Source organism: Martinezella sp. CNPSo 3795, assembly GCF_057784475.1.
Genome location: NZ_JBXSOQ010000004.1, coordinates 40,229 through 58,375 on the forward strand (window position 1 = coordinate 40,229; position 18,147 = coordinate 58,375).

15 protein-coding genes are annotated in these 18,147 nt (G+C 59.8%); 5 read left to right on the forward strand and 10 right to left on the reverse strand.

Annotated features, from left to right (window positions below):
* Nucleotides 1–27: 27 nt before the first annotated feature.
* From AC13QY_RS13580 to AC13QY_RS13595, 4 genes are read right to left on the reverse strand one after another with little or no spacing between them, the layout of a single operon-like run.
* A complete protein-coding gene (locus AC13QY_RS13580) occupies nt 28–1,686 on the reverse strand; it encodes a thiamine pyrophosphate-binding protein (RefSeq protein ID WP_488493590.1) in 1,659 nt (552 codons plus the stop codon).
* A complete protein-coding gene (gene caiB, locus AC13QY_RS13585; RefSeq protein ID WP_113351946.1) occupies nt 1,683–2,885 on the reverse strand; it encodes a succinate--glutarate CoA-transferase in 1,203 nt (400 codons plus the stop codon). Before caiB ends, AC13QY_RS13580 begins: the two co-directional genes overlap by 4 nt.
* Before the next feature lie 14 nt (nt 2,886–2,899).
* The gene (locus tag AC13QY_RS13590) at nt 2,900–3,859 is read right to left on the reverse strand and encodes a DMT family transporter (protein ID WP_488493591.1); all 960 of its coding nucleotides are present in this window, start codon (nt 3,857–3,859) and stop codon (nt 2,900–2,902) included.
* Nucleotides 3,860–3,878: 19 nt separating this feature from the next.
* Nucleotides 3,879–4,811: an alpha/beta hydrolase gene (locus AC13QY_RS13595; protein WP_488493592.1), complete on the reverse strand. Its 933-nt coding sequence runs from the start codon at nt 4,809–4,811 to the stop codon at nt 3,879–3,881.
* 165 nt (nt 4,812–4,976) lie between these two features.
* Here AC13QY_RS13595 and AC13QY_RS13600 point away from each other — a divergent pair, with 165 nt between their 5' ends.
* The 4 genes from AC13QY_RS13600 (at nt 4,977) to metF (ending at nt 9,621) form a co-directional block, all read left to right on the forward strand.
* Nucleotides 4,977–5,723, forward strand: a complete 747-nt coding sequence (locus AC13QY_RS13600) for a ribonuclease T2 family protein (protein WP_113332887.1) — start codon at nt 4,977–4,979, stop codon at nt 5,721–5,723.
* 125 nt (nt 5,724–5,848) lie between these two features.
* Nucleotides 5,849–7,498 (forward strand): energy-dependent translational throttle protein EttA, encoded by a 1,650-nt coding sequence (gene ettA / locus AC13QY_RS13605; RefSeq protein ID WP_069612556.1) that lies wholly within the window; start codon nt 5,849–5,851, stop codon nt 7,496–7,498.
* Between the two features lie 193 nt (nt 7,499–7,691).
* Nucleotides 7,692–8,717 (forward strand): ArsR/SmtB family transcription factor, encoded by a 1,026-nt coding sequence (locus AC13QY_RS13610; protein ID WP_069612555.1) that lies wholly within the window; start codon nt 7,692–7,694, stop codon nt 8,715–8,717.
* Between the two features lies 1 nt (nt 8,718).
* Nucleotides 8,719–9,621 (forward strand): methylenetetrahydrofolate reductase [NAD(P)H], encoded by a 903-nt coding sequence (gene metF, locus AC13QY_RS13615; protein ID WP_488493593.1) that lies wholly within the window; start codon nt 8,719–8,721, stop codon nt 9,619–9,621.
* A 413-nt stretch (nt 9,622–10,034) separates the two neighbouring features.
* Here metF and AC13QY_RS13620 read toward each other — a convergent pair whose 3' ends face one another.
* The 5 genes from AC13QY_RS13620 to AC13QY_RS13640 all read right to left on the reverse strand — a co-directional run bounded on the left by AC13QY_RS13620 (nt 10,035) and on the right by AC13QY_RS13640 (nt 15,353).
* A complete protein-coding gene (locus tag AC13QY_RS13620) occupies nt 10,035–10,961 on the reverse strand; it encodes a DMT family transporter (RefSeq protein ID WP_113332891.1) in 927 nt (308 codons plus the stop codon).
* Between the two features lie 143 nt (nt 10,962–11,104).
* Nucleotides 11,105–12,349 carry a lytic murein transglycosylase gene (locus AC13QY_RS13625; RefSeq protein ID WP_488493594.1) on the reverse strand — a complete coding sequence of 415 codons (1,245 nt, stop codon included), beginning with the start codon at nt 12,347–12,349 and terminating at the stop codon, nt 11,105–11,107.
* A gap of 79 nt (nt 12,350–12,428) precedes the next feature.
* Nucleotides 12,429–13,220 (reverse strand): glycoside hydrolase family 25 protein, encoded by a 792-nt coding sequence (locus AC13QY_RS13630; protein WP_113332892.1) that lies wholly within the window; start codon nt 13,218–13,220, stop codon nt 12,429–12,431.
* Between the two features lie 214 nt (nt 13,221–13,434).
* The gene (locus AC13QY_RS13635; RefSeq protein WP_173002453.1) at nt 13,435–14,055 is read right to left on the reverse strand and encodes a class I SAM-dependent methyltransferase; all 621 of its coding nucleotides are present in this window, start codon (nt 14,053–14,055) and stop codon (nt 13,435–13,437) included.
* 50 nt (nt 14,056–14,105) lie between these two features.
* The gene (locus AC13QY_RS13640; protein WP_113390594.1) at nt 14,106–15,353 is read right to left on the reverse strand and encodes a BtaA family protein; all 1,248 of its coding nucleotides are present in this window, start codon (nt 15,351–15,353) and stop codon (nt 14,106–14,108) included.
* Between the two features lie 192 nt (nt 15,354–15,545).
* Here AC13QY_RS13640 and AC13QY_RS13645 point away from each other — a divergent pair, with 192 nt between their 5' ends.
* Complete coding sequence (locus AC13QY_RS13645) at nt 15,546–16,934, forward strand: serine hydrolase domain-containing protein (protein WP_488493595.1); 1,389 nt, start codon at nt 15,546–15,548, stop codon at nt 16,932–16,934.
* 28 nt (nt 16,935–16,962) lie between these two features.
* Here the strand turns inward: AC13QY_RS13645 and AC13QY_RS13650 are convergent, their stop codons facing one another.
* Complete coding sequence (locus tag AC13QY_RS13650; protein ID WP_488493596.1) at nt 16,963–18,126, reverse strand: transglycosylase SLT domain-containing protein; 1,164 nt, start codon at nt 18,124–18,126, stop codon at nt 16,963–16,965.
* Between the last annotated feature and the right edge of the window lie 21 nt (nt 18,127–18,147).

Here is an 18,147-nt window from a genome sequence, read left to right on the forward strand (position 1 = left end):
ATTTTTGAAAGGCCGGTGGGCTCGCGCTCATCGGCCTTTTGTTTGCGCGATTTCTGTCAGTGTGCGCGAGGGCGTGATCGCTTCCGGGTCGAGCGCGATCTCGATGATGGCCGGTTTGCCGCTCGCTCGCGCCCGCTCGAAGGCCGGGCCAAACTCTTCCGTCGCTTTCACCGTCTCGCCGTGGCCGCCATAGGCGCGGGCAAGGGCCGCGAAATCAGGATTGTCGAGTGTCGTGGCGCTGACGCGGCCGGGATATTCCCGCTCTTGATGCATGCGGATGGTGCCGTACATGCCATTATTGATGACCAGGGCGATCAGTGGGAGGCCGTATTGAACGGCGGTCGCAAATTCCTGGCCATGCATCATGAAACAGCCGTCGCCGGCAAAGCAGATCACTTCGCGCTCGGGAAAGAGCTGTTTCGCGGCTACCGCAGCCGGCAGGCCATAGCCCATCGAGCCGGAGGTGGGCGCCGCCTGCGTGTTGAGACGGCGGAAGCGATGGAAGCGGTGCAGCCAGGTCGCGTAATTGCCGGCACCGTTGGTGAAGATCGCATCATCGGCCGTATTGGCTTCGATCCAATCCATGATGCGGCCCATATGGACGGCGCCGGGGCACTCTTGCGGTGTCTTCGACCAGGCAAGATAGGCAGCGTGCATGTGTTCCGTACGCTCGGCCCATGGTGTCGCGGTTGGCGCATCGAGCTCTGCGAGAGCCTCAACGAAATCCGCCGGGCTGGCACAGATCGCCAGATCCGGGCGATAGACGCGGCCGAGTTCCGAGGGGTCGGGATGGACATGGACAAGCTGCTGGCGCGGATAGGGGATATCGACCAGCGTATAGCCGGAGGACGGCATTTCGGAGAGGCGGCCGCCGAGAATGATCAGCAGGTCCGCTTCCTTGATTTCCCTTGCCAGCGCTGGATTGATGCCGATGCCGATATCCCCGGCATAGTTGGGATGCAGATGATCGAACAGCATCTGCCGCCGGAAGGAGCAACCGACCGGCAGTTTGAAACGCTCCGCGAATTGCTTGATGCCGGCAACCGCTTTCTCGTTCCAGCGCGTGCCGCCGAGAATGACCATCGGCCGCTGCGCAGCCGCAAGGCGCTGGTTAAGTTCTGCAAGCTGGTGGCGGCCCGGATGAGCGGCAACAGGGGCATAGGGCAGCGCTTGCGGCGCGTCGACCTCATCGCGCAGCATGTCTTCGGGCAAGATCAGCACCACGGGACCGGGGCGACCCGATGTTGCCACAGCGAAGGCCCGGGTGACGAATTCCGGAATGCGGGCGGCATCGTCGATCTCGCCGACCCATTTGGCGAATTCGGTAAAGGCTCTCCGAAACTCCACTTCCTGAAAGGCTTCGCGTTCGCGGGCATCGCGCTGGACCTGGCCGATGAACAGGATCATCGGGATCGAATCCTGCCGTGCAATATGAAGGCCGGCGGAGGCGTTTGTGGCACCTGGGCCGCGGGTGACCATGCAGATGCCGGGTTCGCCGGTCAGCCGACCCCAGGCATCTGCCATCATCGCCGCGCCGCCCTCCTGGCGGCAGACGAGCACCTTGATATCGCTGTCATGCAGGGCATCAAGCACGGCGAGAAAGCTCTCGCCCGGTACGCAGGAAATGCGCTGCACGCCATTGGCCTTCAAAGCCTCGACGATGAGTTGCCCGCCCGTTCGCTTCATGTCCCCGCCTTTCCCTCCAGTTCGGCCAATTCAGCCAGAACTTCCTCCTGATGTTCGCCGAGGCGCGGGCTTGGCCGCGTATAGACCAACGGCGTTTCCGACAGCACGATCGGCGTGCGCACGCTCGGAATGACGGTGCCGGCGCTATCCTCCAGATCGATCCTCAGGCCGCGTGCCACAATCTGCGGATCGGCGAACATGTCCTCGATCGTATTGATGGCACCGGCCGGAACGGCGTTGGCCGCGCAGGCTTTCAGCAGCTCCGCCTTGTTCCACTTCAGCGTCTCCGCCGAGATGAAAACCCGAACCTCGTTGCGGTTGGCAACGCGGGCCTTGTTCGTCGCATAGCGCTCGTCGTTGGCATGGGTTTCCACTCCGAGAATGGCGCACAGGCGCCGGAACTGTCCATCATTGCCGACAGCAAGGATGAGATAGCCATCGGCGGTGGGCACGACTTCATAGGGTGAGATATTCGGATGAGCGTTGCCGAGCCGTACGGGCGGCTTGCCGGAGATCAGATAGTTCATGTTCTGGTTGGCGAGCACGGCCGATTGCACATCGAGCAGCGCCATGTCGATGAGTTGTCCTTCCCCTGTCTTCAGAGCGTGGATCAGGGCGGCTTCGATTGCCGAGACGGCATAGATGCCGGTAAAGATATCCGCGATCGCAACACCGGCTTTCATCGGCTGTCCGTCCGGTTCGCCTGTGATCGACATGAAGCCGGACATGCCCTGGACGATATAGTCATAGCCGGCGAGACTGGCATAGGGTCCGGTCTGGCCGAAGCCGGTAATCGAACAATAGACGATCCGGGGATTGATCTTCTTCAGGCTTTCATAATCCAGCCCGTACTTTACCAAGCCGCCGAGCTTGAAATTCTCGATCACCACATCCGCCGTCTTCACCAGCCGGCGTACCAGCTCTTGGCCTTCCTGGGTCTTGAGATCGGCGATTACCGAGCGCTTGCCGCGATTGGCGGAGTGATAATAGGCAGCGGAGAGATTTTCGCCATCCTTGCCCTCGACGAAGGGCGGCCCCCATTGGCGGGTGTCGTCGCCGCCGTCGGGATTTTCCACCTTGATGACATCCGCGCCGAGATCGGCAAGCATCTGCCCCGCCCAGGGGCCGGCAAGCACGCGGGCAAGCTCAATGACACGAATACCGGAAAGCGGAGGTTTCTTTGTTTTCTGGTCTGTCATATCGATCCACTCGCCTACGGTGTGAATGCCGTTTCAGATGTATCGGATACCGGCTTGGAAGCAAAGCGCCGCTCGCGCCACAGAATGTAAAGCCCCGAACCGATGATGATGACGATGCCGAGCCATTTGATCGCATCCGGGAAATTGTCGAAGACGAGCCAGCCGAAGATAGTGGCGGAGACGATCTCGAAATATTGCAGCGGCGCGAGCGTCGAGGCCGGCACGGCGCGGTAAGCGTAAACTGTGAGGATACCAGCGGCCGCCGCGGTGGCGCCGACGCCGAGCAGATAAAGCATGGCGGTCAGATCCGGTATGACCGGATCGAGGACTACCGCGCCCGTCGCCCGGCCGATGACAAGCAGGATCAGGCTGAAGCCGGTGCCCCATATGGCGGTCTGGAACTGCATCGACCAAGCATCCTCGCTGTGGGAGACGACGCGCGTGATCATCACGTAGATGGCGATACAAAGCGCGGTGACGACGGGAAGCAGGGCGATGAAGCCGACTTCCTGAAAGCTTGGCTGGATGATCAGCATCGCGCCGAAAAAGCCGACGGCGCAAGCAGTATAGCGCCGCCAGCCGATGGTTTCCTTCAGGAAGATACTGCTGAGGATTGTCAGCATCATCGGCTCGACGAAGAAGATGGCGATGGCATCGGCGACTTCCATCACCTGCAGCGTGGTCACGAACGACACCATGGACAGCGTGAGCATGGCGGCGCGTATAGCATGAACGCCGCTGCGTCGCCACGTCCAAACGCCCCACTGCCAGCGCATCGCCATTATCGGCAACGCAAAGAGGGCTTGGAAAATGAAACGGGCGGCCGTCACTTCGCCGGGTGGGATGGTGGCTGCGGCAAGCTTGGAGAAGATATCAATGACCGGTGAGAGGATGACGGAGAGAAACATCATCGACAGGCCGAAGGTCAGCTCCGATTGCGGCAATCGGACCGAGGAGCCGCTGGAGGTGTTCATTGCAGAATTTCCTTGAGAATCAGGTCTTTACCACCACCGTTCTGCACCAGTCGGCAAAGCGGGAGATGGCGTCCTCGGCACCGATTTCGTTGAGCGTCTCGTGCCGCATGTCGGGATAGATCTCGGTGGTGATACGAGAGAAGCCGGCTTTTTTCAAATGCTTTGCCAGCCAGGAAATCGCTTTCGCATTCTCGGTTGCCGGATCCTTGCCGCCGCCGACGAGATGAATCGGCATATCGCGGCGGAGACGATCGAGATGCGCCTTCTGTGGTGCGCGGAAGGTAAGTTCGAACAGGTCGAGCCAGAGCGAGACCGAGGCATCGAAGCCGCAAAGCGGATCAGCGATATATTTGTCCACCTGCCCAGGAATACGCGAGAGCCAGTCGAAATCCGTGCGACGGTTGCTGATCGATTTACCCCAGGTGCCGAAGGTCAGTTTCGGCAGCGGCCCGCTCGGGACGTCCGACCCCTTGAACATGCGCTCCGTTTTCAGGATGAGCTGGGCGGCGCGGCCGGCGAGGCCTGGATTAAAATTGGAATTCCAGACGGTGACCGCATCGAACTTGTCCGGATGCGTGACGGCCGCGTTCAGGCTGATCAATCCACCCATGGAATGCCCGAACAGGATGATCGGCAGGCCGGGATGGGTACTTGCGGCAAGCTCGCGCATGGCGAGCACATCGGTGATCACCTGTTCGACACCATTTCTCTGGGCAAAGCGGCCGATCGGCGCGTCAGGGGCGGTGGTCTCGCCATGGCCGCGATGATCGTGGACATAGACATGGAAGCCTTGGCCTGCCATCGCATCGGCAAAGGCCTCGTATCGGCGGGAATGCTCGGCAAGACCGTGCGATATCAGCAGGACGCCGCGAGCATCGGTTGCCGCCGGCAAATGATGGTAGGCAAGGGTTGCGCCCGTCGGACTTTTCAGGCGCTTCGTCTCGGCGAACATATATTCGTTCCTCCCCAGTTGGACGAGAGGTTATCATCCGCCCGATTGCAATGGATAGGTGGTAAAGCTCACAGAAATAAATCTTTCCGAGCGCTGCGATTCAGGATTGCGCCCGCTCGCTCAAACTGCTTATTTGTTCCTATAATGTTCTAGTTGGAGGTACGCATGAAGCAGTGGCTTCGGGTATTTACGGTTGTGCTCGTTTCGGTCGGGGCGGCGGCAAGCGCTATGTCGCAGGAGCATAGCCGTGGACGGACGCGCTTTATCCTGGCGGCAAGCTGGGAGCCGGCATTTTGTCAGACGAACCAGAAGAAGGCGGAATGCCGAAACCAGTCGTCGAACAATCATGACGCGACGAATTTCTCCCTGCATGGTCTCTGGCCGATGCGGCAGGAATATTGCGATGTTTCCGAGGATCTGAAACAGGCGGATCGTGGCCGTGACTGGAAGGACCTGCCGGCGGTACAGCTTTCCCAAGACGTGAAGGTGAAGCTCGATAAGGTAATGCCGGGAACCCAATCCGGCCTGGAACGGCATGAATGGATCAAGCACGGCACCTGCACGAGGCTGAGTGCGGATCAATATTTCTCCATCGCCGCTGGCCTGATCGCCGAGCTCAATACATCTGCTGTGCGCGATCTCTTCGCGCAAAATATCGGCAAGGAGCTGGATGCCGAGAGCATCAAGGCTGCTTTTGACCAGAGTTTCGGCGAGGGCGCCAATGCGCGCATCAAGATGAGCTGCCGCCGTGTTGGCGATGTCAGGATGATTTCAGAGCTGACCATCGGCCTCTCGGAGGATGCGATCGATCCGCAACAAGGCAGTGAGCCGCGGCTCGCCAAACTGATCCAAGGTGCCGGCAGCACCTCCTTCGGCTGCGACCGGGGCGTGGTGGACGCGGCCGGCTTCTGAGAAAATACGGCTTTTCTGACGCGGATAATGCCCTCGGACGAGGTTTCGCCGTTGCCCGAGGGCGGGGTTTCCCCTACATAGCGGCACAACTCGCAACGCTATTCGTCCGTGGAGCAACCCAAGCTATGGCACGTCAGTTCATTTATCATATGGCCGGTCTGAATAAGTCCTATGGCGCCAAGAAAATTCTCGAGAATATCCATCTCTCCTTCTACCCCGATGCCAAGATCGGTATTCTCGGTCCGAACGGTGCAGGTAAGTCGACCGTGCTGCGCATCATGGCCGGCCTCGACAAGGAATATACCGGCGAAGCCTGGCTGGCCGAAGGCGCCACCATCGGCTATCTGCCGCAGGAGCCGCAGCTCGATCCCAACAAGACGGTTTTCGAAAACGTCATGGAAGGCGTTGCCAAGAAAACCGAAATCCTCAATCGCTACAACGAATTGATGATGAACTATTCCGACGAGACGGCGGAAGAGGGCGCCAAGCTCCAGGACATCATCGACAGCCAGAACCTCTGGGATCTGGAAAGCCAGGTGGAAATGGCGATGGACGCATTGCGCTGCCCGCCGCGCGATGCCGAAGTCACCAGCCTTTCCGGCGGTGAGCGCCGCCGTATCGCACTTTGCCGCCTGCTTCTCTCGCAGCCGGACCTGCTGCTGCTCGACGAACCGACCAACCATCTCGACGCTGAGACCATTGCCTGGCTGGAAAAGCACCTGCGCGACTATCCGGGTGCAGTGATGATGATCACCCACGACCGCTACTTCCTCGACAATGTTACCGGCTGGATTCTCGAACTCGACCGCGGCCGCGGCATTCCATACGAAGGCAACTACTCCGCCTATCTGCAGGCCAAGGCCAAGCGCATGCTGCAGGAAGCCCGCGAAGAAGCTGGCCGCCAGAAGGCGATCAGCCGCGAACAGGAATGGATCGCCTCCAGCCCCAAGGCTCGTCAGGCCAAGTCCAAGGCGCGTATCAACGCTTACGAACAGCTGGTCGATGCTGCTGAAAATCAGCGTCCTGGTGATGCGCAGATCATCATTCCGGTCAGCGAGCGTCTCGGCCAGGTGGTGATCGAGATGGAGGGCATCACCAAGGGTTTCGAAGGCCGCACCCTGATCAACGATCTGTCGATCAAGCTGCCGCCCGGCGGCATCGTCGGCATCATCGGGCCGAACGGCGCCGGCAAGACGACCCTGTTCAAGATGATCACCGGTCAGGAAAAGCCGGATTCCGGCTCGATCCGCATCGGCGAGACGGTGCATCTCAGCTATGTCGACCAGAGCCGCGACGCGCTTGATGGCAATAAGACGGTATGGGAGGAAATCTCCGGCGGCGCCGAAATCATCAAGCTCGGCAAGTTCGACATGAACTCGCGCGCCTATTGCGGCGCTTTTAACTTCAAGGGCGGCGACCAGCAGCAGAAGGTCGGCAGTCTCTCTGGCGGCCAGCGCAACCGCGTGCACCTGGCCAAGATGCTGAAGTCCGGCGGCAACGTGCTTCTGCTCGACGAACCGACCAACGACCTCGATACGGAAACGCTGGGGGCGCTGGAAAGCGCACTCGAAAACTTCGCCGGCTGCGCGATCATCATCAGCCACGATCGCATGTTCCTCGACCGCCTGGCCACGCATATCCTGGCCTTTGAAGGTGACGGCCATGTCGAATGGTTCGAAGGCAATTTCGAAGATTACGAACAGGACAAGGTCCGCCGCCTCGGCCCCGATGCTCTCAATCCGGGCAGCCAGGCACACAAGCGCTTGACACGATAAGTTTGCTGTCTTTCCGTCATGGAGAACCCCGGCACGTCCGGGGTTTTTCTTTGCCTTGGGGCGGGACGCATGTATTCCCCAGCCGACAAAAACTAACAGATTTCCGACGCCCTGCCTGCGTCTTCGGTGATTAGCCCTTGCAGAGTCCATTCAAATCACATAAAGATATCTTTATATCTTGATTGGGTGTGAAATGACGGATCTGGTTAAACTCGGCTTGGATGACGTAGTAGACGTGCTGAAGGCGGTCGGCGAGCCGACCAGGCTGCGTCTTCTGGCGCTACTGGCGGCCGGCGATCTCACAGTGACCGATCTTACCGAAATTCTCGGTCAGTCGCAGCCTCGCATTTCCCGGCATCTCAAGCTGCTCGGCGAAGCCGGGCTGATCGATCGTTACCAGGAGGGCGCCTGGGCTTATTTCCGCCTGAAGCAGGAGGGCAAGGCCGTGACGCTCGCCCGCAGCCTTCTGCGCCATACCGCCGAAAAGGATACGGTGCTGCTGCGTGACGGGGAACGTCTCGCCTCCGTAAAGCGTATCCGCGCCGAACGCGCGCAGGCCTATTTCAGCCGGAATGCCGCCGAGTGGGATGAGCTGCGTCGCCTGCATGTCGCGGATGAGGATGTCGACAAGGCGCTGATCGATCTCATCGGTCCGCAGCCGATCGACTCCTTTCTCGATCTCGGCACGGGTACGGGCCGGATGCTGCAGCTTCTGGCAGGGCATTATCGCCGCGCCGTCGGCATCGATGCCAGCCGCGACATGCTGGCCGTTGCGCGCGCCAATCTCGATCGGGCCAATATCACCGCTGCCTCGGTGCGGCATGGCGATATTTTCAACCTGCCGCTCGAGCAGCAGGATTTCGATCTGATCACCATCCATCAGGTGCTGCACTTCCTTGATCAGCCGGAGGTTGCCATTAATGAGGCGGCGCGAATGCTGCGGCCCGGCGGCCGGCTTGTCATCATCGACCTCGCGCCGCACGGGCTTGAATATCTGCGTGACGAGCATGCGCATCTGCGTCTCGGCTTCTCGCATCAGACCATGTCGGATTGGCTGAAACTGGCGGGGCTGGATGTGGAGCGCGTGCAGGATCTTCATTCGGGGAGGGAAGGCGGTCAGGCGCTGACCGTGACCATCTGGCTGGCGCGCGACCCGCGGTTGCTGATTGCGTCCGACCAGGGCCACCAGTCATCCCCCATTCTTGCCGGGAGAGTTTGACATGTCTTCGAGATCAGAAAGCCATAACGCGGGTATCCGCATCTCCTTCGAGTTCTTTCCGCCGAAGTCGGAGGAGGCCGAACAGCAGCTGTGGAACACCGTCGAGGAGCTCAGCGATTGGGACGTTGAGTTTGTTTCGGTTACGTATGGGGCAGGCGGTTCGACCAAAGCGCCGACGCTTTCTGCTGTGCGCAAGATGATCCATGAGACGCCGTTCACGACCGCATCGCATCTGACCTGCGTCGGTGCCACGCGTGAGGACACGCATCGGGTGATCGACGAGTTTCTGGCTACCGGCGTTCGCCGTTTCGTCGCGCTGCGCGGCGATCCGCCGGGTGGTGTCGGCGCGACCTATCAGCCTCATCCGGGCGGCTATGCCAATGCTGCGGAACTGGTGCAGGCTTTGCGCGAGCGCGGCGATTTTGATATTTCCGTCTCTGCCTATCCTGAAAAGCATCCGGAAAGCCGCGATACGGCAGCCGATATCGATATGCTGAAGCGCAAGGCGGACAATGGTGCCGACCGGGCCCTGACGCAGTTCTTCTTCGATAATGATGCCTTCGAGCGTTATCACGATCGCGTTCGCGCCGCCGGCATCAGGATTCCCGTTGTGCCGGGCATCATGCCGATCCAGAACCTGACGCAACTCAAGCGCTTCGCCGGCGCCTGCGGCACGAATATTCCGGCCTGGCTGGACGAGCGTTTTGATGGTTTGGACGAGGATGTCGAGGAGCGCGCCAAGGTCGCAGCTGATGTGGCCGCCGAGCAGATCCAGGATCTGGTGCGCCGTGGTATTCACGAGTTTCATCTCTATACGATGAATCGTTCGGCACTGGTTTCCGCCGTGCTTGAACGGCTGGGCCTTGAGCGCAAGGTGGATGCGCGGGCCGGGGCGGCCGCCTAAAGTACGTCGCGCGAACTCATGAAAAAGCGCATGTCCGGCGGGGCATGCGCTTTTCTAATGAAACAGAGGTTTTGTTAGCTTTTCGGAGTTTGGTCGTTTGCGTATTTCGCCGAAGCCGTCAGATGAAGAGCATCGTCACGACGAAAGCGAAGGCCGCACCGACCACTAGGACGTTGATGGATCGCGTTAATCCCATGTCTTCCTCCTCAGTCAGCCGTTAAATTTTATGTCGAAAATGTGTTGCTTGGAAAGAACATTCGATGCTGCGGCGCGGTATCGAATTCGCGGTGTGATTTATGAGCTTTCGGCAACGTTTTGATATTGCGTTATAAATGTCGATTGCTGGCTCGATGACGGGCTGTGAATAAATATTAATATGTTGTGACTGCGGACCATCTGAATGGAGCAGGAGATCATATTTCCCGCGTTTTGACGCCGCGTTTCATCCACATGAAAAGCCGCCCATCGAGGACGAGCAGACCTGCGGCGATGAGCAGCATGCCAGCGATTTCGGTCGGCCCCATTCGCTCGCCGAGAAAGAGGAAGCCGAGCAATAACGCGCTCGGCGGCACGAGCAGAGTGACGAGGGAGGTGTTGGTGGCGCCTGCAAGTTCGATGATGCGAAAATAGAGGATGTAGGCGAAAGCAGTCGACAGCAGCGCCAGGCCGAGAATGGCTGCAATTGCCGTCACCGGCGGGGTGGCAAGCATCCAAGGTTGATCGATCACCAGCGCAACCGGCAGCATGATGAGGGAGGAGCCTGTCAACTGGCCCGCTGCCACAACCGGCGGCGCGATGCCCTTGAAGCGTTTGGCATAAATCGCTGCGAATCCGTAGGAGATTGCCGCCAAGATCGGCAATAAGAGTGCCCAGAGGGGGACCGAGCCGCCGCTGGTAACGCTCGGTCCGAGCAACACGATCGTTCCGAGGAGGCCGGTGAGACAGCCGACCAGCTTGGCCGATGTCAGGCGCTCATCCGTTGTTAGCTGATTGCCGATCAACACGGTCCACATCGGCGTCGTCGCGTTCAGGATGGATGCGAGCCCGGCACCCATTTGCGTCTGGCCGCAGAAGATCAGCGTATGCGGTATCGCATTGTTGATTAAGCCCAGCAGCAAAAATTGCGGCCAATAACGGCGCAGGGACTGATAGATGTTGAGGCGACCAGCCAGATAGAGATGCAATGCCACGGCTGCCAGCGAAAGGCGCAGAAAGACGAGCGTGAAGGGCGGCACATGATGAACGGCGATACGGGCGAAGAAGAACGAACCACCCCAGATCAATCCGAGCAATAGCAGCAGGCCCCAGGTCGAGGCGTTCATTCGATGTTGGCCGTTCATGGCATTCTCCTCTTTCGATGCATCTAAACCGGAAGAGTGCGGGTTCTCCACCCGTTTCTTGCTATTTTGCCCATGGGCGTGAGGGGAGCAGATACAAAAAAGGCGGCCTGGAGCCGCCTTTTTCGATCGATATATGGAGGAAATCAGAGTGCGTTGAGCAGTGCTGTCGTTGCCCAGCCGTCGGCCGGCATACCCAGGCGGAACTGTTCCTTCTGGATCGCGACACGCGTGCCGGAGCCGAGGATGCCGTCGATCTTGCCGACGTCGTAGCCGCGGGCCACGAGCTTGGTCTGAAGTGCCTTCATGTCTACATCGTTCAGGCCCGGCTCGGGATTGCCCTTGTTATAGGGCGGAGCGCCGGCAAAGCGCGTCGCGAAATAGGCGGCCGAGGTCGTGTAGATAAACGACTGGTTCCAGCCGAGATAGGTATTGTAGTTCGGATAGGTCAGGAAGGCAGGCCCCTTGCGACCCTGTGGCAGGATGAGAGCAGCCGGCAGGGAGCCGAAGCTCGTATTGCCGTCGCGGGGGGTGACGCCGAGCTTGAACCAATCGCCCGCGGTCAGCGGGCCGCCGATGCCGGATTTTTCCCAGGGAAGATTGTCCGGAACCGTCACCTCCTGCAGCCAGGGCTGACCGCGCTGGAAGCCGAGATGCTGGAGGAATCGCGCTGTCGTCAGAATGACGTCAGGTGCGCTGGTCTTGAGGTTGACATGGCCGTCGCCATCGCCATCCGTGCCATAAGCGATGATATCGGGCGGCAGCATTTGTGTCTGGCCGATTTCGCCGGCCCACGCACCCGTCGTCGTTGCCGGGTCGACATCGCCGCGCTGGACGAGCTCGATCAGCGCGATCAGGCGCGGGCGGAAGAAGTCCGGCCGGCGGCAATCATGCGAGAGAGTGACCAGCGCGTTGCGGGTGTTGAAATTGCCCTGGACGGCGCCGAAATCGGTTTCCATCGCCCAGAAGGCGGTGATGACGCCGGGAGGCACGCCATAGTCCTGTTCGGCCTTGGCGAAGACGTCGGCATATTGCTTCATCTTCTGGCGGCCGATGTCGAGGCGACCCTGGCTGACGGTGCGCTGGGAGAATTCGAGGAAGGTTTGACGGAAGACGCCCTGGCTGCGGTCCATGGCAAGAACCTTCTGGTCGATCTGGGCGCCGGCGAGCGTCTTGTCGGCAGCTGCAGCATCCGCGCCGTCCGCAATCGCTTCGGCCTTCACGCCGGCCAGAAATGTCGTGAGATCGCCGCCGCAGGCTACTTTTGGAGTGGCATCGCTGCTCGCGGGCGGCACCGTTGCCGGAACCGCGCTTTGAGCCAATGCCGTACCGGTCATGGCTGAGGCGAAGAGCAACGCGAGAGCGCCGCGTCGAATGGTGTGACGATCCATGAGCGATCCTTCCTAGTGATAGAATAGGGTCGCTTTCACAGAAGATTGTGACATAAGCAAGAGTGAAATGGGCTCAGTATTAAGAATTTCCCTGCTTCTCTACTGCGGCCACCCAGTTTTGCCAGTTCTGCTCAGAACCGCCGAAAACATTGATGTCTGTCGGGCCTTTGATCCCCGGAATGACCCCCGTAGATGTGTATTGCCAGAAAGCCCAGTTGCGACCTGCGTAAGTCTCTTTCGGGTGCTTGGCGACGGATCGGACCCAGAAATGATAGTCCTGGAAATAGCCGACTAGATTTTCACGATGGAAGTCGACCGAAGTATAGATGATCGGGCGCTTGCCGTAATAGGCCTGCAGGCGATCCATAAAGCGTTTGATCTCGCTACGTACGGTCTCGGGAGCTGGTCTGGTCTTGCAGGTGGGGGAGCCGGGATTCCATTCGACGTCGACGACGGGCGGAAGCGCCATGGCATCCCTCGGCACGTTACGGATGAACCAATCGGCCTGCTCATCGGCAGTGGAGCAGAAATAGAAGAAATGATAAGGCGCATGCAGAAGTCCCGCGGCGCTCGCTTCATTCCAATATTCAGTGAAACGCGGATCGATCCGGTCCTTGCCTTCTGTCGCCTTGATGAAGACGAAAGCCACGCCAGAACCCTTGACGGCTTTCCAATCGATATCGCCCTGCCACTTGGAAATATCGATGCCATGGATGGGATGGCGCTGCGGGTGATCGCGGCCGAAATCTTGTGGCTTCGTATCGGCGAACCTGGTCTTGGGGAGGGCCGCCGTCGACAGGGCATCATAGCCCGTCGTGCAGCCAGTCAAGGCAAGAGCGAGCGGCAGTAGGCATGCCAGAAGCCGGCGCATAGATATCCTGTTATGGCGCGAGTGATCTTGCTGCCCCAAGACTTGGCTTCCGTAATATGGTCCCCGATAATCCGAAAGAGCGGCAGACCATACCGTTGCCAGCTGGTCTTGCCACTTTATTCACCATATCAACGTAAAAAATGCGTTATCTTCAAGCAAATTCTTATGCTTGGTGTCTTACGAGGCCGGATTTTGCGCTGGAATCCATCGGCACTCAGGCGGCGTGCCGTGCCGCCACGGCTCGCCAGGCGTAACCGCGGCCGATTCTTTCGGTTTTCACCGACATGCCTCGCGCTGCAGCCTTCTCTTCGAGCACCGTCAGAAGATCGGCGCGCGGAGTGACGTGGAATTTCTTCAGCCAGCCTTTGAGCATGGCGCGGAACCAGCCCGGCAATCCCTCCTGCTGGCCGAAATCGACGATGTGAAGCTCGCCGCCCTGCGCGACTGCGTCGAGCGACGCGTCGATAGCCCTTGTCCAGTCGGGGATCATCGAGAGCGCGTAGGAGATCATCACACGGTCGAAGCCATCGGTGCCGAAATCGGCGGGTGAAAAGGCTGTAGCGTCGGCGACGCGAAAATCCGGCATCTGTTTCAGGCCACGGAAGTTACTGCGTGCCGAGATCAGCATTTCCTGCGAGATATCGAGGCCATAGAGGTGAGCGGACGGGAAGCGCCGATAGGCGAGCAGCATATTGCGGCCTGTGCCGCAGCCCACTTCCAGGAGGGAGCCACCGACGGGCACATTCAGCTGTTCGATGGTCCGATCGCGGCCGAACAGGTAATATTTGCGGGTCAGATCATAGATGTGACGCTGATAGCGGTACATGCCGTCCATCAGCTTGGCGTGGTTTTTCGCGCTGGTTTCTATGCCTGTATCCGCCTGGCTCACGCTTTTTTTCCGTAGATATGGAAGCCGCCGTAGATGGCCGAACGGTCACGGGTGTTGAGTTCCTGTGAGCGTTCTTCGAAATAGACCCACTGATCGCGGATCGCTGGAGAGAGGCGGCCCTCAATGATGCTCTTTTCGGCGGCCGTGCGGAAGATGACGCGGGCGTCTTCGCGTGCCGTGCGGGTAATCTCCGCCCAGAGGCCATTGAGCTGCTCATCGGTCATCCAGTCCTGCGCATCGAGCAGGACATAGCGATCGCGCGAGGCTGCCGGCTTCGAAGCGAGAAGCTCGGTGAAATTGGCGTGATGGACGCTCACACGATCGGCATTGGCGCGAATCGCCGCATAGTGCTCCGGCTTGAGATAGGTGGGCAGGGGGCCTTGGTGCTGGGCAGCGTAGCGTCGCGAGAATGCCTGCCAGGCGAAGTAGTTGTCACGCATCGGGAAGTGACAGGCTAGCTTTTCCAGGCGGTGTTTCAGCACGGCGGAAATGGAATCGTCACCGGCCAGGCTTGCAAGTTCGTCATATTGCTGCGGCGGGATGCCGAGGCCGAAGAGCGAGCTTTTGCGGCCGAGCAGCCAGCGGACCGCTCGCTTGTCAAAGATCGGAGCGATCTCCTCTTCAAAGAACTGACGCTGCTCGCGCATCGTGCGGGCTTCCGTCATCTTGTCGAGGCGGACGCCGTGCAGGCGTGCCAGTATATGGGCGGCACCAATGAACCGGCCGAGAAGGCCGGTCTTGTAGATATTGCGGTTGAAGACCGTGATGCGGCGGCGGCCATAGAGATCGCGACCATTCCAGTAGTCCGCCGTTGCCGCGTCGAGGCGAGGCGCGATGAACTGATCGTAGGCTTGGCTATTGGCCGCGATGCCGGGCGTTCCGAAGAAGCGCACCAGGTCCGCATGGCCGGGAAGCAGGCGGAAGGCTGCAAGCTTCAGCTTGTTCAGGGCAATGTGGTGGCGATTGAGATCGACGACATCGATGGATGCGGGATTTTGCGAGAGGTAGGCGAGCATGTTGCAGCCGCCCGAACCGATGGTGACGATGCGATGATGCGCCTGCAGCTCCATCGCCTCCATATCGATATCCGGATCCTCCCAGATCTGCGGATAGACAAGGCCGGAAAATAGCATTCCGAACAAGCGCTCGGAGAGACCCGCTTTGGACAATGCCTTGTGCTGCAGCAGAGCGTCCTTGAGTTTCCGGTTCTTTTGGAGACCGGCATCCGGGGCGAATTCCGTCATCTGAGTCTTGTCACCGATTTGTGAAGATCAGGGCGTTTAACCCGGCAATGCTACAGTCTGATGACGCGGGCTGTTGGCAGATCCGGCGGAAAAGCATCCTTGCACATATTTAAGGAGCCCTGACCATCATAGGTCTTTCATCTTGCTGCGTTTCCTGATTGTCTCCGCCTACCTTTCTGGAGGGTATGTAATATGCGTTTGATATCGAGAGTGATCGGGGCTCTGGTTGTTCTGCTGCTGATCATTGTCGCCGGCGGGGCCGTCTGGCTCTCTCTTTATCCGCCGGAATTGCTGAAGGTTGGCGATGGCTACGCGGCAAAGATCGTCTGCTCCAATACGTTCGTGGCCAAACGGGACCCCGACAAGGTGATGGAGGAGGATGTGCAGGCTCCCGGCAATCCGGCATTGAAGCTCATTCGCGTCTATGTCGACCGGGACGAGGGCGTGGTCACGGCCCGTTTCCTTGGACTGTTTGCGCCGAACCGTGCGCTCTATCGCGGGGCGCTCGGCTGTGCGCTGGTGCCGGACGGCGATCTGCAGGCGGCCCGCAGCGCTGTCTTCCTCAACAAGGTCAAGGCGCCGAAGAGCGATGCTGTGTGGCCGGATGGGGATACGGTAAACCTCGGTCAGGACGGTGAGGGGACGAAACTTGCCAACATCGTATCGAATTCGGATCTTGCCGGGCCTGCCATGCGCGCGATCGTTGTCGTCAAGGACGGGCGCATCGTCGCCGAGACCTATGGCGATGGCTTCAGCAAGGCAACGCCGCTGATAGGCTGGTCGATGACCAAGACGGTCAATGCCGCCATCATCGGCCGCCTCATGCTGGCCGGGCGCATCTCCTTCGACGATCAGAATCTTCTGCCGCAATGGAGCGTGGACCCACGCAAGGATATCAAGCTCAGTGATCTTCTTGCCATGGAGAGCGGCCTTGCCTTCAACGAATCCTATGGCACCGTATCGGACGTTACACGCATGCTCTATCTCGATCCGGACGTGACCAGTATCGCAGCCAACGCGCATCAGTTGGCTGCGCCCGGCGAGCGTTTCAGCTATTCCAGCGGTACGGCAGCGCTGCTTTCGCGCCTCTGGATGAACCGGCTGCCCAATCTGAGCGCTGCCATCTCCTATCCGCGCGAGGCGCTTTTCGGGCCGCTCGGCATGTACAGCGCCGTTTTCGAGGCCGATGAGCGCGGCACCTTCGTCGGCAGCTCCTATCTCTATGCCAATGCCCGGGACTGGGCGCGCTTTGGTCTCTTTCTGCTGCAGGATGGGGTCTGGAATGGGCATCGCCTGCTGCCGGAAGGCTTTGTCGGCGCCATGCGCACGCCGACAAAGGCTTCCGAGGGCGTTTACTCGCAGGTTCAGGCCTGGCTTGCAGGCCCCGGCGGCTCCAATGCGCAATTTGGCCTGCCTGCGGATACCTTCTGGATGACCGGTCACGACGGCCAAACGATCGCAATCGTCCCGTCGGCCAATCTCGTTGTCGTGCGGATGGGGTTGACGCCGACCTGGGCGTATTATCGACCACAAATCCTGGTGAAGCGGATCATGGATATAATAAAGCCGGCCACGAACTAGGCCGGCTTCTCATAAGGTTTTGGTAAAATCAGTAATTGCCGTTGGCGACGTCCGTCAGGCCCTTGCGCTTGGCGTCGTAATAATAGCCACGGGCATAGAGCTGCACGGCATTGGCTTCCTTGTTCTGAGCCTTGCTGTCCGCCGTCATCCAGGCACCGCGCAGATATTTGGCGGCGTATTTGATGTTGGTTTCGGCGTCGAGGAGACCGGACGGCGGGCCTTCGTAGCCCATGGACTTGGCCGTATTGTACTTGATCTGCATCAGGCCGAAATATCCGGCGCGGTTATAGGCTTTCGGATTATAGCGGCTTTCGCGGTGAACGACGCGATGGATCAGGGATTCCGGAATTTCGTAGAGCTTGGCGTATTTCTGAATGAGCTTCGAAACGTAGCCCTTCTCCGCCGCCGGGACATCGGAATCGTAATTTGGAGTGTTGGTGGTGGTCATGACAGCAGGAACGACCGTCGGGCCGCTGCTGTCGAAATTGAAGTCATAATGCATGCGGTTGTCCGCATAGCGCGGAATGCCCATCTGGGCGGGCGTGGCGAACGCGATCTCTGCCTGTGCCATCGAATCCGGACGGGGCGTCGGCACGGCAACCTGAATGGCTGCCACATCCGATGTCATCGGAATGGTCGGCTCGCTCTGAGCCACGGAGGCGGAAACTGGCGTGAGGGCAGCATCGCCGGGACGTGCCGGATTGGGCATGGGGATCGCGACCACGGAAGGCACCAGGGGCACGTCGGATGCTGCATAGGCCGCTGCGGCTGACGTGCTGCCGGCGGGCGCGCCCGTTGCTGCAGCAATTGCGGCGGTTCCCTGATTGGCAGCGTTCGCCACAGGCGCGCCGAAGCGTCCCTGTGCGGCATCCATCTGCTGCTGGCTTACCGTTGCTGCTGCCACGTTTGCAGTGCCCGGAACAAGACGGCCGGACTTTGCCATTGCCATTTGTTGCGGCTGCTGCGGGCCGATGAAGCCCGGTGCTGCTGCGACCATTGCGGCGCCTGCAGGTGCTGCTGCGCCAGTTGCGGTCAGGGTCGTATTCGGATGCGGCACGTTGGCGTGTGCCGACGGGAGTTCTGCCTGAGACGTCTGCTGCTGCTGAGTGCTTGCGCACCCGGCGAGAGCGCCGCACATCATTGCCGACAGGGCAACGCTGCGCTTCAGGCTGGGAAATCCGATCGTTACCATTCTGTCACTTTCGAAAAAACC

Coding starts and splice junctions, on each gene's coding strand:
- AC13QY_RS13580 (WP_488493590.1), bottom strand. CDS start 1,686: ATGAAGCGAACGGGCGGGCAACTCATCGTCGAGGCTTTGAAGGCCAAT.
- caiB (WP_113351946.1), bottom strand. CDS start 2,885: ATGACAGACCAGAAAACAAAGAAACCTCCGCTTTCCGGTATTCGTGTC.
- AC13QY_RS13590 (WP_488493591.1), bottom strand. CDS start 3,859: ATGAACACCTCCAGCGGCTCCTCGGTCCGATTGCCGCAATCGGAGCTG.
- AC13QY_RS13595 (WP_488493592.1), bottom strand. CDS start 4,811: ATGTTCGCCGAGACGAAGCGCCTGAAAAGTCCGACGGGCGCAACCCTT.
- AC13QY_RS13600 (WP_113332887.1), top strand. CDS start 4,977: ATGAAGCAGTGGCTTCGGGTATTTACGGTTGTGCTCGTTTCGGTCGGG.
- ettA (WP_069612556.1), top strand. CDS start 5,849: ATGGCACGTCAGTTCATTTATCATATGGCCGGTCTGAATAAGTCCTAT.
- AC13QY_RS13610 (WP_069612555.1), top strand. CDS start 7,692: ATGACGGATCTGGTTAAACTCGGCTTGGATGACGTAGTAGACGTGCTG.
- metF (WP_488493593.1), top strand. CDS start 8,719: ATGTCTTCGAGATCAGAAAGCCATAACGCGGGTATCCGCATCTCCTTC.
- AC13QY_RS13620 (WP_113332891.1), bottom strand. CDS start 10,961: ATGAACGGCCAACATCGAATGAACGCCTCGACCTGGGGCCTGCTGCTA.
- AC13QY_RS13625 (WP_488493594.1), bottom strand. CDS start 12,349: ATGGATCGTCACACCATTCGACGCGGCGCTCTCGCGTTGCTCTTCGCC.
- AC13QY_RS13630 (WP_113332892.1), bottom strand. CDS start 13,220: ATGCGCCGGCTTCTGGCATGCCTACTGCCGCTCGCTCTTGCCTTGACT.
- AC13QY_RS13635 (WP_173002453.1), bottom strand. CDS start 14,055: ATGGACGGCATGTACCGCTATCAGCGTCACATCTATGATCTGACCCGC.
- AC13QY_RS13640 (WP_113390594.1), bottom strand. CDS start 15,353: ATGACGGAATTCGCCCCGGATGCCGGTCTCCAAAAGAACCGGAAACTC.
- AC13QY_RS13645 (WP_488493595.1), top strand. CDS start 15,546: ATGCGTTTGATATCGAGAGTGATCGGGGCTCTGGTTGTTCTGCTGCTG.
- AC13QY_RS13650 (WP_488493596.1), bottom strand. CDS start 18,126: ATGGTAACGATCGGATTTCCCAGCCTGAAGCGCAGCGTTGCCCTGTCG.